Origin of the sequence: Arsukibacterium ikkense (assembly GCF_000987775.1) — a bacterium.
GTDB classification, from domain to species: Bacteria; Pseudomonadota; Gammaproteobacteria; order Enterobacterales; family Alteromonadaceae; genus Alishewanella; species Alishewanella ikkense.
Window position 1 is genome coordinate 53,738 of record NZ_LAHO01000015.1, and the last position, 14,013, is coordinate 67,750.

Here is a 14,013-nt window from a genome sequence, read left to right on the forward strand (position 1 = left end):
GTTACTCCTTGGGGCCGGGCAGCGAGGCAGCCAGGCGCTCAACCCGGGCACTGAGCTCACTGACCTGCTGGCTAAACTGTTGCAATTCAAGGCTGCCGGGAGTGAGTAATAACTCGTCCTGCGCCAGCATAGTGACGCTCTGATCCAGCAAGCTGGCTTTGTCGCTAAGATAATGTTGCAACTGGCGAATACTTAAGCCAATTTTATGAGCCAGCGCATCGCCGACATAGCCTGACAAGGCTTCCTGCCAGTCGGGATTAAGGCTTTGCAAAAAATAGCTGTATTGCTGGGCGACCTGAATATCGCCATCAATTTGCAGCGCATCGGCTTTAATTAAACGGGTAAGCTGACTGGCATCACGCAACTGACGCAAGCTGGCCAAGTCGGTGCTGATCGCACAATCAACCACTTCATGATGTTGATTAAATAACAAGCGGTCAGTGCCTGCGGTCAGCACCAGGCGCAGTTTAAATTCCCGTAGGGTAAAAGCCAGTTGTTTACCTTGTAACTTTTTCAAACGCGCTGCTGCACCGCTATCCATACTAATCAGGCTATGGCAAAGTTTTTCAGCCGTGCCACAAAGAAGCTGGGGCAGCAGGGTGGGCAGCATCAGAATTTGAAACCGCGGTGCAATGCTACAATACCACCCGTCAGGTTATGGTAACTCACTTCAGCAAAGCCCGCGTCAACCATCATGGCTTTTAAGGTTTCCTGATCAGGATGCATCCGGATAGATTCCGCCAGATACTGATAACTTTCCTTATCGTTTGCGATTAACTGGCCCATAATGGGGAGCAATTTAAATGAGTACATATCATAAACTTTGCTGAGCCATTGTTGTTCCGGTTTTGAGAATTCCAGCACTAACAGACGGCCACCGGGTTTTAAAACCCGAAACATCGATTTTAACGCCGCCGCCTTATCCGTCACGTTGCGCAGGCCAAAGCCGATGCTGATGATATCAAAGCTGCTGTCAGCAAAGGGCAGGGCTTCGGCATTGGCCTGGACAAATTCAATGTTATTGATCAGGCCTAAATCACGTAACTTATCACGGCCAACATTGAGCATGGACTCATTGATATCAGCCAGTACTACTTTGCCGGTGGCGCCGACCCGGCGTGAAAACAACGCCGCAATGTCCCCTGTGCCGCCCGCCAGATCAAGCACCTGCTGGCCAGGCCTGACACCGCTGCAGTCCAGGGTGAAACGCTTCCACAACCGATGAATACCCAATGACATCACATCGTTCATTACATCGTATTTGGCCGCAACCGAGTGAAACACATTGGCTACCAGCGATACTTTTTCAGCAGCCGGCACCGTTTTGTAGCCGAAGTGAGTCGTGTCGTGTTGTTGTTCAGTCATGGGGTTGCCTGTTTCAGCGCTAAAAGAATGAATAGTGTAAAAGAATTGGCTGCGCTAGCCAACAGCTGTATATACGCAACAGCTAACGGCAGGTTCAACCAGGTTGTAACATTAATTCGTCGGCCACCTGGTTGCGGCCACGTTCTTTAGCCAGTTTCAGCACTTGTGAGCTGCGCGCTAAAAATTGATACCAGCTCTCTTTGGCTTGAAACAAAGACACACCAAGCGAAATTGTGATCTTCGGCAGGCTTTTTTTATCTCTGGACGACACAAACCGCAGTTTTTCGACACCTTTGCGTACTTGCTCCGCTATTTCGTTAGCAGTGCGCAAGTCGACATCAGGCAACAGCAATATAAACTCTTCGCCACCGGAACGCACGGGCAACCCACTGGCTTGCACGTAACTGCCTACTTTACGGGCCACCTTGCTCAGAATAACATCACCAATAGTGTTACCATAGTCCTGATTAAAACGGCTGAAGTGGTCGATATCAATGACGATGGCGGCAATTTGACGCTGCGGCTGTTCGGTTAGCCAGATATCTACCTGATTTTGCATAGCAATGCGGTTATACAAGCCGGTTAACGGATCCTGCATTTTTTGTAACTTAAGCTGTTCCAATTCATGTCGCAACTGGTGGCTTTGTTGATTCGCCATGGCCAATTGCTGATGTAGTTGTTGTTGTTGCTGCTGATAAGTATGAGTCTGCGTTTTGATAGCTGCGGCTATTTCACCGAGAGCTGCAGGTGTTGCGGCCAGCTGATGAAGCTGCTGATCTAATTGCTGAATAAACAAGCCGGTTGCTTCGGCGGCCAGATCAGTATACCCAGACAGGCGGCCCACTATGCCGGTGACATCCTGCAGTAGTTGTTCTTGCTCAGCATTTTCGTCTGCCAGCCAGCGCTGATAAAGCTCGGCCATAATAAAATCATCAAAACCAGCTTTGCTGGCCAGCTTCTGCTCAATGGCCTGGCATAACTCGGCATTGTTGCCGCTGATATAGTCGTATGCCACCGCATAGTTTATCGGGTGAATCGCCAATTGGTTGTGCTGCAGGAAAGCTTTGACTAAGCCCGCTTTTTCCAGCGCTTGTTGCAGCGTATCCTGATACTTCATAAGACGATGTTTAGCTCCGCGGCCAATCACTCTATTTTTATTATTCGTTCCCATAGTAACCGAATCCGGCTCGCTGGCAACCTGCGATGTTAACAAAATCGCTCAGTCGCTGAAAATAGCGACAAATAACCCGGAATATCTCAGCTCAGTGGTCTGTTTTGTCAGTTTAAGCGGCTTTTATCTCAGCTAAATAAGGTTACAATCGATGATATGACATCCAGAGAGATTTAAAAAATGCGGATATTACTTACTATTATCATCCTGACAATCGGCCTGGCTGGCTGCAGTACCACCCCGGAGCGGGCTGACGCGGATCAGCGGTTCGAGCAACTGGCCAGGCAAATTTGGCAGGCTGAGACCAGACTGACCGCAACTGAACCCGACCGTTTGCCTGACATGTCGGCGGCGGCACTCAGTACCCAGCAGCAACAGCGCCTGGTCTGGCAGCAGCAGCTTGCGCAGCTGAGCCCGACGCAACTTTCTGAGCAAAACCAGATCAATCACGCCATTTTACAGTACCGGCTGGCCAATCACATTGATGGTTATGTCTACAACGCCCATTTGATGCCATTAACCTCAGAATCCGGTTTTCATACGTCGGTGGCGATGATGATGCAGCGCAGCGCCCTGCGCCAAGCAGCTGATTATGAGAGCTATTTGCAAAAGCTGGCGACCGTGCCTACCTATATGCAGCAGCAGACTGACTGGATGCGCCAGGGCCTGTTAACTGGTATCACTCAGCCGAAGGTGGTACTGGCCGGATTTGAGCAAAGTATCAGTTCGTACATTACTGCCGATATCAACAACAGTGTGTTCTACCGGCCTTTTACAACCAAACCTGATCATATTAGCAGTACCGACTGGCAACAACTGCAGGCCCGGGCGCAGCAACTGATCAACGAAGAGCTGAACCCCGCCTATCAGGCATTTTATGATTTTATGGTGAAGGAATATATCCCGGGTGCCCGCAGTACTATTGCGGCCGGGGATTTGCCTGATGGCGCGGCGTTTTATCAAAACCGGCTGGAGCATTACACTACACTTAGTTTAACACCGCAGCAGGTACATAACACCGGTCTGGCGGAAGTGAAGCGCATTCGCGCTGAGATGCAGGCGATTATTGATCAGTTAGAATTTAGCGGTAGTTTTGCTGATTTTATTCAGTTTTTACGCACCGATCCGCAGTTTTACCCTAAAACTGAGCAGGAGTTAATGCGCTATGCCGCCTGGTTATCCAAGCAGGCTGACGCCGAGTTGCCGCGATTGTTTAAAACACTGCCCCGCACACCTTATGGCGTAGTGCCCGTACCGGCAGAAATTGCACCCAAATACACTACTGGTCGTTATGCCGGAGCGTCGCGTGATGATCAGGCAGGTTTTTACTGGGTGAATACCTACGCCCTGAACCGGCGGCCATTATATGAAATGCCGGCGCTCACCCTGCACGAGGCAGTGCCGGGCCACCATTTGCAAATCTCTTTAGCGCGTGAACAAGCCAGCCTGCCGGATTACCGCCGCAGCTTTTACACCTCGGCTTTTGGTGAAGGCTGGGGCTTGTATGCCGAGTATTTGGGCCTGGAAATGGGTTTTTACGATGACCCTTACGCCAATTTTGGCCGGCTAACTTATGAAATGTGGCGGGCCGCCCGCTTAGTGGTAGATACCGGTATGCATAGCATGGGTTGGAGCAGGCAGCAGGCTATTGATTTTCTGGCCGACAATACGGCGTTGTCGATGCACAATGTCACCACCGAGATTGATCGTTATATCAGCTGGCCGGCGCAGGCGTTATCCTACAAGCTGGGGGAGTTAACCATCAGACGGCTGCGCTCTGAAGCTGAGCAACAGCTGGGCGTCAAGTTTGATATTCGCCATTTTCATGATGTGGTGTTAAGCAACGGCAGCGTGCCGCTGGCGGTGCTGGAGCAGCAAGTTAACCGCTATATTGCTACAGAATTGAAAAACTAAATTGCAAAATTAAATAAAAAAAGCCGGCGAGTGCCGGCTATTTGTTATCTGCTATCTGCTATCTGCTATCTGCTATCTGCTATCTGCTATCTGCTATCTGCTACGGTGCAGTGTTCAGTGCGCTGCCCTGGTTTGCCGGCAGCCTGAACGCAGCCTCAATGTCTGAGTATCACGTTGGGCTCGGTATCTATCTGCCCTTCGTTATCTATGGCTGCCATTTTATTACCTGCGATCAACACGGCCATTTTCTGCTCATGTTGCTGCCTTACAAACCATAATTCATAGCCGAATCGCTGCAACTCTGCGACAGAAAATTTCTGCGCTAAATTCAGTTCTTCCCAGAAATAATGCATATCCTTATCCGTCTGGCGCCGCTCTTGAATCATACTTGGCTCCAACTACAGGGATCTTGTGTTGTGGATTCTGTCAGGCCGGTTAAGTTAACGCCAAAATGGTTTGCCACTCTGCGCGGGTAACAGGCATTACAGAAAGTCTGTTGCCTTTGCGAATTAAGGGCAACTCTATCAGAGTAGCTAAGCTTTTCAGTTTGTCCAGTCGGATCAGTTGCGGCAATTTGCGTACAAAAGTTAAATCAACGGCAACCCAGCGTGGGTTATCTGCGCTGGCCTTGGGATCAAAATAGCTGCTAGTTACATCAAACTGGCTGGGATCAGGGTAGGCGGCTCTGGTTACCTGAGCAATACCGGCAATACCAATATCTTTGCAACTTGAGTGGTAAATAAATACCTGGTCACCCACTGCCAGTTGATCACGCAGAAAATTACGAGCCTGATAATTGCGCACCCCTTCCCACACTATCGGTGTGCTGGCTGCCCGGACAAAATCATCCATACTGCATTCGGCCGGTTCAGTTTTAAATAACCAGTAGTTCATCTTTGCCAGGCTCCTTGCTTTGCGGCAGTATATGGACAGCAAAGTGTAGCAAAAGGACCGGTAAATGAGTCAGGTATTAGATAATTTGTTGTCGTTGTTAAAATTGGAAACCATCGAGCTGGGGCTATACCGCGGGCAAAGTCAGGATTTGGGGTTTAAAGCGGTATTCGGTGGTCAGGTAATGGGCCAGGCGTTATCCGCAGCCAAGGAAACACTGACCGAGGAGCGTAAGGTGCATTCTTTTCACTCCTATTTTTTACGGCCTGGTGATGCCAGTAAGCCGATAGTGTATGAAGTGGATACCATTCGGGATGGTAAGAGTTTCAGTACCCGGCGGGTCAGCGCTATTCAGTATGGTAAACCTATTTTCTATATGACAGCGTCGTTTCAGACCGAAGAGCAGGGCTTTAGCCATTATGACCCCATGCCTGATGTGCCAGGGCCGGAAGCGCTGGTATCTGATCTGGCGTTTTATCAGCAACATGCCGCCTTAATTCCGGAAAGTTTACGCAGTAAGTTTATTTGTGAAAAACCGATAGAAATGCGACCAGTAGATTTTCAGAACCCTTTTCAGCCGCAAATCAGTGCACCTAAGCGCTATGTCTGGTTCAAAGCCAACGGCAATATGCCCGACGATGTGCGGGTGCATAAGTATTTGCTGGCATATGCTTCAGACTTTAACTTTTTACCGACAGCTTTGCAGCCGCACGGCGCATCTTTTATGGCTGCCAATATGCAAGTGGCGACCATTGATCATGCCATGTGGTTTCATCAGGACTTTCGTTTTGACGACTGGTTGCTATATGCAGTAGACAGCCCAAGAGCCAGCGGTGGCCGCGGCCTGGTGCGCGGCCAGTTTTTCAATCGCGCTGGTGAACTGGTGGCGTCCACGATGCAGGAGGGGGTTATCCGCCAATACGCCAGCGCCCGTTAAGGCGCTGGGTGTTGAGGCATTATTCGTTGTAAGCTTTGCAGAATATCGTTGCGTAATAAGGTGTTGACCATGTCAGCCAGCTGTTCCAGCCTGGCTGTGCTGCACACCTGATTGCTGGCATTAGTATGGCTGATACCGGCTTCTTTCAGCGCATTCACCAATGTGCTAAACAGCCCTTTGTCGTAATATTCAGGGGCCACTATGCCATGCAGGCTCAGTAGTCGTTGCGCTAACTGATGGGCGCTAACTTCAAGATCTGTCCGACTCACCGGCTGCTGGCGTCTGATTAGATTTAACACGATAGCATAACGCTGTAGCGTGTCCTGAGCATTATGAGCCAACAGGCTTAACATAAAATACTGCTGGCTTTGCTGCGCCGGCGCGCAATAATTATCGCCATCGCGGACAAGCAAACCCTGCTCAGTCAGATATTGTAATAAGGCCTGGCAGTAGGTTTGAACTGAGCTGACATAAAGAAACAACTCTGCTTTTAACAATGGATATAAGCACTCTGCATAACGAAGTAGTTGTTGGCTGTTGATACTGCGCTGGTGTAAAACTGCGGTGGCCAGCAACGATGGCAGCATAAATAAATGCAGAATATTGTTCCGGTAATAACTGGCTAACACCCCATGCTCTGCATTCAGGCTGATTAGCTCGCCAAAATCATCGGTGTTGCTTTGTACTTTCTGCAGACTTAATGCATGCTTAATCAGACTTTCCGCATCACCTTCCGGCAAGCTGACATGCTGATGATACGGCACCTGTGTTTGCAAGCTAAGATAAAAATTGAGTTGCTGGGTTAGTTCTTCCCGGGTCATGGTGTGCTTGTCAGTCGCCAGTAGGCTCAGGGCGATCAAATTCGTGGCATTGAGCGCCGCGGCCTGATTAATATGTTGCATAACCTGATTAGCCAGTTTAGCGACCACTGGATTAAGCCAGTTCGGCTTTTGTACTTCCAACGGGTGAATGGTACTTTTCCAGTCACTGACCTGCTGGTTCAGGTACTGGTTTAATGGAATGGGTTCGCCAAAGTTCACATAACCATAACCGTAATCACGCAAATTACGGATGGCCTTGAGCACGCCGCCGATAGATTCTTTCTTTTTGCCGGAGCCCTGCAGTTCATTGATATAGGTACTGACTTCCATCACATGTTCATAGCCCAGATACACCGGTACCAATGTTACCGGACGGTCAATGCCGCGTAGCATAGATTGCACCGTCATCGCCAGCATGCCGGTTTTGGGTTGCAGTAAGCGGCCGGTGCGGCTACGGCCACCTTCCGAGTAATACTTAACCGCATAACCTTTGCTAAACAGTTGGCTCAGGTATTCACGAAACACCGCTGAATAGAGTTTGTTACCGCTAAAACTGCGCCTGATAAAGAATGCGCCGCCACGGCGAAAGATAGTACCGGCGGGCCAGAAATTTAAATTAATACCTGCGGCAATATGCGGTGGAACCAGACCCTGCTGGTAGATCACGTAACTTAGTAGTAAATAGTCCATGTGACTGCGATGGCAAGGAACATACACTATTTCATGGCCCTTTTGTGCCAGGTCGCGCAACATGTCGGCATTGTTTATTTTTATGCCGCTATACAGTTTTTTCCATAACCAGCTAAGCACCCTGTCGCCTACCCGCAGGGTTGACTCCCGGTAGTCTGCGGCAATTTCCTGCAACAACTTTCGTGCCTCTAATCGGGCGGCTTTCAGTGAAATCTGCTTGGCTTTGGCTTCTTCTTCAATAGCGCGTTTTAATGCTGGTGAGGCCAGCAATGCATTGAACAACTGGCTGCGGTTAACCAGTTTCGGCCCGGTCGCTGCCAGCTTTTGCCGATAAAAATGAAAGCGCGACATGCGTAACAACTTATGCGCGGTTTCGGTGGCATCGCCAAACTGAGCGGCCATTTGTGCCAACGATACGGCACGACTGAGCCGAACCAGAGTATGGCGGCCAGATACCAGTATGATAATCAGTTTAGCCAGCCAGTGCGGCGCATTAGCCTCGCCGAGCAGCCACTTAATGCTGTTTTCCTTGCCGGGTGCCCGGCCCCATAAAATAGCTGCGGGTACCAGCTGAGCATTGATGTGCGGATGGGCCAGATGCACTTGCAGTAAGGCCTGACCTTGCGCCAGCGCGCGGGTTTTAGCGCGACCACCAATCACACTGTGCGGCTTTTCCAGAAAAAGGGTGCGGGGAAATTGTTGCCCGGCCAGGGTTACCGGTTGCAGCGGATCAGGTAACGCCAGCTTTATGCAGACCCGGCGCAGCGTCGCCAGATCGCTGGCTGATTCGGTGTGGCAGACATACAATATCGGCCGGTTCACATCCAGCGCCAGCTCATTGACCGCATGGTCAGGTACAATTTTAAACTTAACTAAAATCCGCAGCGGCCACTTTAATAAGGTGGTAAGCAACGACAAGCCAGAAAACATAATGATACCGACATTAAATCACAAGCTTACAAGAATATCATGGAAGCGTTGGCAGGCAAATTTGTCGTAGCGACAAAACTTGGCATTTGCTGAAAGCCTGTATATACTCACAGTACTAACTGTATAGGTAGCCAGCACTATGAGACCACTAACGCCGCGTCAGGCAGAAATTTTACAGCTTATTAAAGATTATCAGAGCGAAACCGGTATGCCACCAACCCGGGCTGAAATAGCCAGCCAGCTTGGTTTTAAGTCGGCTAATGCGGCAGAGGAGCATTTGAAGGCCCTGGCAAAGAAAGGGGTGCTTACCATGATGCCGGGCACCTCGCGAGGCATTCGTTTGCTGGACGATGACAATGAGCCGGAACAATTAGGTTTACCGCTAATTGGTAAAGTGGCAGCTGGCCAGCCCATTCTGGCGGCAGAACATGTGCAGAACCATTACAAAATAGATGCTCATTTATTTAAGCCACATGCTGATTTTCTGTTGAAAGTGCAAGGTATGAGCATGCAGGATATTGGTATTCTGGACGGTGATTTACTGGCCGTGCATAAAACCAGCCAGGCCCAGCCCGGCCAGGTGATTGTTGCCAGGGTTGATGATGACGTGACGGTTAAGCGATTTCAGCGTGATGGCCATCAGGTGTTGCTGTTACCGGAAAATAAAGATTTTGATGTGATCAAAGTAGACCTGAGGCAGCAGCAATTTGCGGTGGAAGGTTTAGCTGTTGGGGTGATTAGAAACGGCAGTTGGCTGTAAAAAGTCGTTAGCTCAATAAGTTAATTGTTAATAAGGCGCTGGTATGACCTGTTGGTTTTGCCGGCGCTTTTGCTATTTAGGGGTTTACACTGACGCTGATTTGGATGATTCTTAGGCAAGGGTTGCTGCAAAAATAACAGTTGCCAGTTTCGGTTGCTGCAGCGGCAATACAAAAATAAAAAAACTATAACAATAATAAACTAAAGAAACGTCATACATAGGTTCGGGGGCTAACGGTATTCACCGTTTTTTCTATCGGTATTCGCCGTGTATTACTGTGTAAAGTTTCTGCAGTTTGCTTTGCAAATGACAGAGGAGAAGTACAGTGGCGAAGACGCGTAGTATACGTTGGTCGCTGCCGACCTTGCTTTTAGCCGCTTCGGCTAATGCAGCAGCTATGCCTTTAAATATGACTAAAGGTGTAACAGAGATCAGTCGGGAGGTTTATAACCTGCATATGACGATTTTCTGGATTTGCTGTGTTATCGGAGCAGTGGTGTTCGGGATAATGTTTGTATCTATCCTGTTACATCGAAAAGCACGCGGCGTGCAACCAGCGCAATTTCACGAAAGCACCAAAGTTGAAATTCTGTGGACCGCCATCCCGGTGGTTATTCTTATTGGCATGGCCATACCTGCTACCAAAACCCTGATAGCGATGGAGGATACCTCTGCGGCTGATGTAACTGTTCAGGTTACGGGTTCGCAGTGGAAGTGGCACTACAAATACCTTGGCAGCGATCTGGAATACTTCTCAGTACTGGCAACGCCTCGCGAGCAAATCAATAACCGCTTTCCTAAGGGCGAAAATTACCTGTTAGAAGTTGACAGGCCTCTGGTGATCCCGACCGGCCAGAAAGTCCGCTTTCTAATGACCTCTGACGATGTTATCCACTCCTGGTGGGTGCCAGCATTTGCTATTAAGAAAGATGCTAACCCAGGCTTTATTAACGAAGCCTGGACCCGGGTAGACCATCCTGGCGTGTATCGTGGGCAATGTGCTGAGCTTTGTGGCCAGGACCATGCTTTTATGCCCATTGTTGTTATTGCTAAAACGCCGGAAGATTATGCTGCCTGGAAAGCCACTGAAGAAAACCGGCTTGCTGAAGAGAAAGCAGCAGAGCAAGAGTTACTGGCCATGAATATGGAAATGAGCGACTTGATGGCCAATGGCGAGCGCACCTACATTGCCTATTGCGCCGCTTGTCACCAACCCAACGGCGCGGGTTTACCCGGCATTTTCCCGGCACTGGCTGGTAGTAACCTGATCCTTAACGATCGGCGGGCTCATATCGATATCATTTTAAATGGTAAAGCCGGTACGTCGATGCAGGCTTTTGGCCGGCAGTTAAGTTTAAAAGAATTAGCGTCTGTCGTGACATACACCCGCAATGCCTGGGGTAATGATACTGGTGATGCCGTGCAGGCTGCCGATGTGTACCGTGTGCAGCAGGGTGAGGGAGAATAAGAATGTCTGTAGTAATTACTGAACCACGCGATCATGACGATCAGCATGATCACGACCACGAGCATCATGACCATAAACCCCGTGGCATAAAACGCTGGCTATACACCACTAACCACAAAGATATCGGTACCATGTATCTGATATTTGCCCTGGTGATGTTCTTTATTGGCGGCGCCATGGCCATGGTTATCCGGCTTGAACTGTTCCAGCCAGGTATGCAATTTGTTGAACCACACTTTTTTAATCAGATGACCACCGTCCATGGCTTAATCATGGTATTTGGTGCGGTAATGCCCGCCTTTACCGGTTTAGCCAACTGGATGATCCCGATGATGATTGGCGCGCCTGATATGGCATTGCCACGGATGAACAACTGGAGCTTCTGGATCCTGCCGTTTGCTTTTCTGATTTTATTATTATCGCTGTTTATGCCAGGTGGCGGCCCAAGTTTTGGTTGGACCTTCTATGCCCCGCTATCGACAACCTATAGTAGTGACAGCACAGCCTTATTTGTGTTCTCAGTGCATATCATGGGTATTTCGTCGATTATGGGCGCAATAAACGTAATTGTTACCATCTGGAATATGCGTGCCCCGGGCATGACCTGGATGAAAATGCCACTGTTCGTCTGGACCTGGTTTATTACCGCGTTTTTGCTGATTATGGTAATGCCGGTGCTAGCGGGTGTGGTGACCATGGTATTAACCGACAAGTACTTTGGTACCAGCTTCTTTGATGCTGCAGGTGGTGGCGATCCGGTGCTGTTTCAGCACATTTTCTGGTTCTTTGGTCACCCTGAAGTGTACATCATGATCCTGCCTGCATTTGGTATTGTCTCGGCCATTATTCCAACCTTTGCCCGCAAGCGCTTATTTGGCTATGCCTCGATGGTGTATGCCACTGCCAGTATCGCGATACTGTCGTTCCTGGTATGGGCGCACCATATGTTTACCACCGGCATGCCAGTGTTTGCCACGCTGTTCTTTATGTACGCCACGATGCTGATTGCGGTGCCAACCGGGGTTAAGGTGTTTAACTGGGTGGCTACTATGTGGCGGGGCGCCATGACATTTGAAGTGCCGATGATGTTTGCGCTGGCCTTTATTGTGTTGTTTACCATTGGTGGTTTCTCCGGCCTCATGCTGGCGATTACCCCGGCAGATTTCCAGTACCATGACACTTACTTTGTAGTGGCGCATTTCCACTATGTTTTAGTGACTGGAGCAGTATTCTCGATTGTGGCGGCCGTATATTACTGGTTACCTAAGTGGACCGGCAATATGTACGACGAGAGCCTGGGGCAATGGCACTTCTGGTGTTCGTTAATTTCGGTGAATCTGTTGTTCTTCCCCATGCACTTTGTTGGCCTGGCAGGTATGCCGCGCCGGATCCCTGATTATGCGCTGCAGTTCGCCGATTTTAACGCCTTTATCAGTATCGGTGGCTTTTTGTTCGGCTTATCGCAATTGATTTTTGTCTGGGTATTAATTAAGTGTGCCCGTGGCGGTGTGAAAGCAACGGATCAGGTGTGGGAAGGGGCTGAAGGTTTGGAATGGGAAGTGCCGTCACCGGCGCCGTATCACACCTTTGAAACCCCACCAGTTATTAAGTGAGGAGCCTACCATGGCGCAAAACAAACCGCTAATTGGCAAACTGGTTCTGGTAACCGTGGCTATGTTTGGCTTTGGTTTCGCCCTGGTGCCTTTATATGATGTCTTTTGTGATATTACTGGCATCAATGGTAAAACTGCGGCAGTAGCAGCGACAGCTGACAATGCTGTGATTGATACCAGCCGCCAGATCACCATTGAATTTTTGGCCAGACCAAATAAAGACATGCCCTGGGTGTTTAAGCCTGAAGTGTTCCAAATGACCGTGCACCCCGGTGAAATTCATATTATGAATTATCTGGCAGAAAACCCAACGGGTCGCATGATTGTAGGTCAGGCGGTGCCATCAGTATCGCCGGGGCAGGCTGCTTTATACTTTCATAAAATAGAATGTTTTTGCTTTACTCAGCAACAGCTGGCGGCCGGCAAAAATATGCTAATGCCATTACAGTTTTATGTGGACCCGGCTCTGCCGGCGCACTTCAACACTATCACCCTGAATTACACTTTGTACGACGTGACTCAGGCATGGGATGCGCAGCAACCGCCACAAGATAATATTGGGGAATAAGATGACAACAAAAACCTACGAAAAATATTATGTTCCCGCTCAAAGCCCATGGCCGTTTGTTGGCGCTGTCGCGCTATTTTTCATCGCTTTTGGTGCCGGACATTATGTTATAGATATTTCTAAACAGCAAAGCGGCTTTGGCGGTTATTTGCTGCTGCTGGGCTTAATTATTCTGGTGTTTATGCTGGTCGGCTGGTTCAGAAACGTTATAGATGAGTCGATGAGTGGTTTATACAGCGCACAAATGGACAGATCATTTCGTCAGGGCATGAGCTGGTTTATCGTGTCAGAAGTGATGTTTTTTATGGCATTTTTTGGCGCATTATTTTATGGCCGGGTTATTGCAATGCAGTGGCTGGGCGGTGCCAGTAACAATGCCATGACCTTTGAATTACTCTGGCCCAACTTCGAGCCGGTGTGGCCGTTAATTAAGACGCCAGGCGGTATTGAAACACAGGCGATGCCGTGGACCGGTTTGCCGCTGATTAACACCATTATTCTGGTTATTTCATCGTTTACCCTGCATTTCGCGCATACCGGCCTGGAGCAACAGAAACGGGGCCAACTGAAGTTAATGTTGGTATTAACGCTGTTACTGGGTGCTATATTCCTGAGCTTGCAGGTATATGAGTATATTCATGCTTACCGTGATCTGGGTTTGCAGTTAGATTCTGGTTTTTATGGTAATACCTTTTTCTTACTAACCGGCTTTCACGGTGTGCACGTTACGCTGGGTGCAATCATTCTGCTATTTGTGTTTTTCCGGGTATTAAAAGGTCATTTTACCCCGGAAAAACATTTTGCCTTTCAGGCGGCAGCCTGGTACTGGCACTTTGTTGATGTGGTCTGGGTTTGCTTATTCGTTATTGTGTATATTTTATAAGC

The 14,013-nt window shown here is 49.1% G+C and carries 13 protein-coding genes; 7 read left to right on the plus strand and 6 right to left on the minus strand.

Features of this window, described 5'->3' with window-relative positions; all coding sequences use genetic code 11:
- Position 1 precedes the first annotated feature (1 nt).
- The 3 genes from WG68_RS14790 to WG68_RS14800 all read right to left on the minus strand — a co-directional run bounded on the left by WG68_RS14790 (position 2) and on the right by WG68_RS14800 (position 2,482).
- Entirely contained in the window at positions 2-610 is a 609-nt protein-coding gene (locus WG68_RS14790) for a ubiquinone biosynthesis accessory factor UbiJ (protein WP_046558489.1), read from the minus strand.
- Positions 610-1,365: a bifunctional demethylmenaquinone methyltransferase/2-methoxy-6-polyprenyl-1,4-benzoquinol methylase UbiE gene (gene ubiE, locus WG68_RS14795; RefSeq protein WP_046558490.1), complete on the minus strand. Its 756-nt coding sequence runs from the start codon at positions 1,363-1,365 to the stop codon at positions 610-612. The genes WG68_RS14790 and ubiE overlap by 1 nt, the downstream gene beginning before the upstream one ends.
- A gap of 94 nt (positions 1,366-1,459) precedes the next feature.
- On the minus strand, positions 1,460-2,482 hold the full coding sequence (locus tag WG68_RS14800; protein ID WP_046558491.1) for a GGDEF domain-containing protein: 1,023 nt from the start codon (positions 2,480-2,482) through the stop codon (positions 1,460-1,462).
- Positions 2,483-2,716: 234 nt separating this feature from the next.
- Between WG68_RS14800 and WG68_RS14805 the strand changes: the two genes are divergently transcribed.
- On the plus strand, positions 2,717-4,450 hold the full coding sequence (locus WG68_RS14805) for a DUF885 domain-containing protein (protein ID WP_046558492.1): 1,734 nt from the start codon (positions 2,717-2,719) through the stop codon (positions 4,448-4,450).
- A gap of 155 nt (positions 4,451-4,605) precedes the next feature.
- Here the strand turns inward: WG68_RS14805 and WG68_RS14810 are convergent, their stop codons facing one another.
- Both WG68_RS14810 and WG68_RS14815 read right to left on the minus strand, forming a co-directional pair.
- Positions 4,606-4,836, minus strand: coding sequence for a hypothetical protein (locus tag WG68_RS14810; RefSeq protein ID WP_046558493.1), 231 nt, complete (start codon positions 4,834-4,836; stop codon positions 4,606-4,608).
- 49 nt (positions 4,837-4,885) lie between these two features.
- The gene (locus WG68_RS14815; protein ID WP_046558494.1) at positions 4,886-5,344 is read right to left on the minus strand and encodes an EVE domain-containing protein; all 459 of its coding nucleotides are present in this window, start codon (positions 5,342-5,344) and stop codon (positions 4,886-4,888) included.
- A gap of 64 nt (positions 5,345-5,408) precedes the next feature.
- Between WG68_RS14815 and tesB the strand changes: the two genes are divergently transcribed.
- Entirely contained in the window at positions 5,409-6,278 is an 870-nt protein-coding gene (gene tesB, locus WG68_RS14820; RefSeq protein WP_046558495.1) for an acyl-CoA thioesterase II, read from the plus strand.
- On the opposite strand, the gene plsB is transcribed toward tesB, so the two are convergent.
- Complete coding sequence (plsB, locus tag WG68_RS14825) at positions 6,275-8,719, minus strand: glycerol-3-phosphate 1-O-acyltransferase PlsB (protein ID WP_046558496.1); 2,445 nt, start codon at positions 8,717-8,719, stop codon at positions 6,275-6,277. The two genes, tesB and plsB, sit on opposite strands and share 4 nt — an antisense overlap.
- A gap of 139 nt (positions 8,720-8,858) precedes the next feature.
- On the opposite strand from plsB, the gene lexA reads away from it, so the two are divergent.
- The 5 genes from lexA to WG68_RS14850 all read left to right on the plus strand — a co-directional run bounded on the left by lexA (position 8,859) and on the right by WG68_RS14850 (position 14,011).
- Positions 8,859-9,479, plus strand: a complete 621-nt coding sequence (lexA, locus tag WG68_RS14830; protein ID WP_046558497.1) for a transcriptional repressor LexA — start codon at positions 8,859-8,861, stop codon at positions 9,477-9,479.
- Between the two features lie 397 nt (positions 9,480-9,876).
- Complete coding sequence (coxB, locus tag WG68_RS14835) at positions 9,877-10,947, plus strand: cytochrome c oxidase subunit II (RefSeq protein ID WP_046558498.1); 1,071 nt, start codon at positions 9,877-9,879, stop codon at positions 10,945-10,947.
- A 2-nt stretch (positions 10,948-10,949) separates the two neighbouring features.
- On the plus strand, positions 10,950-12,560 hold the full coding sequence (gene ctaD / locus WG68_RS14840; RefSeq protein ID WP_046558499.1) for a cytochrome c oxidase subunit I: 1,611 nt from the start codon (positions 10,950-10,952) through the stop codon (positions 12,558-12,560).
- A gap of 10 nt (positions 12,561-12,570) precedes the next feature.
- Positions 12,571-13,128 (plus strand): cytochrome c oxidase assembly protein, encoded by a 558-nt coding sequence (locus tag WG68_RS14845; protein ID WP_046558500.1) that lies wholly within the window; start codon positions 12,571-12,573, stop codon positions 13,126-13,128.
- A 1-nt stretch (position 13,129) separates the two neighbouring features.
- Positions 13,130-14,011, plus strand: a complete 882-nt coding sequence (locus WG68_RS14850; RefSeq protein WP_046558501.1) for a cytochrome c oxidase subunit 3 — start codon at positions 13,130-13,132, stop codon at positions 14,009-14,011.
- The last annotated feature ends 2 nt before the right edge of the window (positions 14,012-14,013 follow it).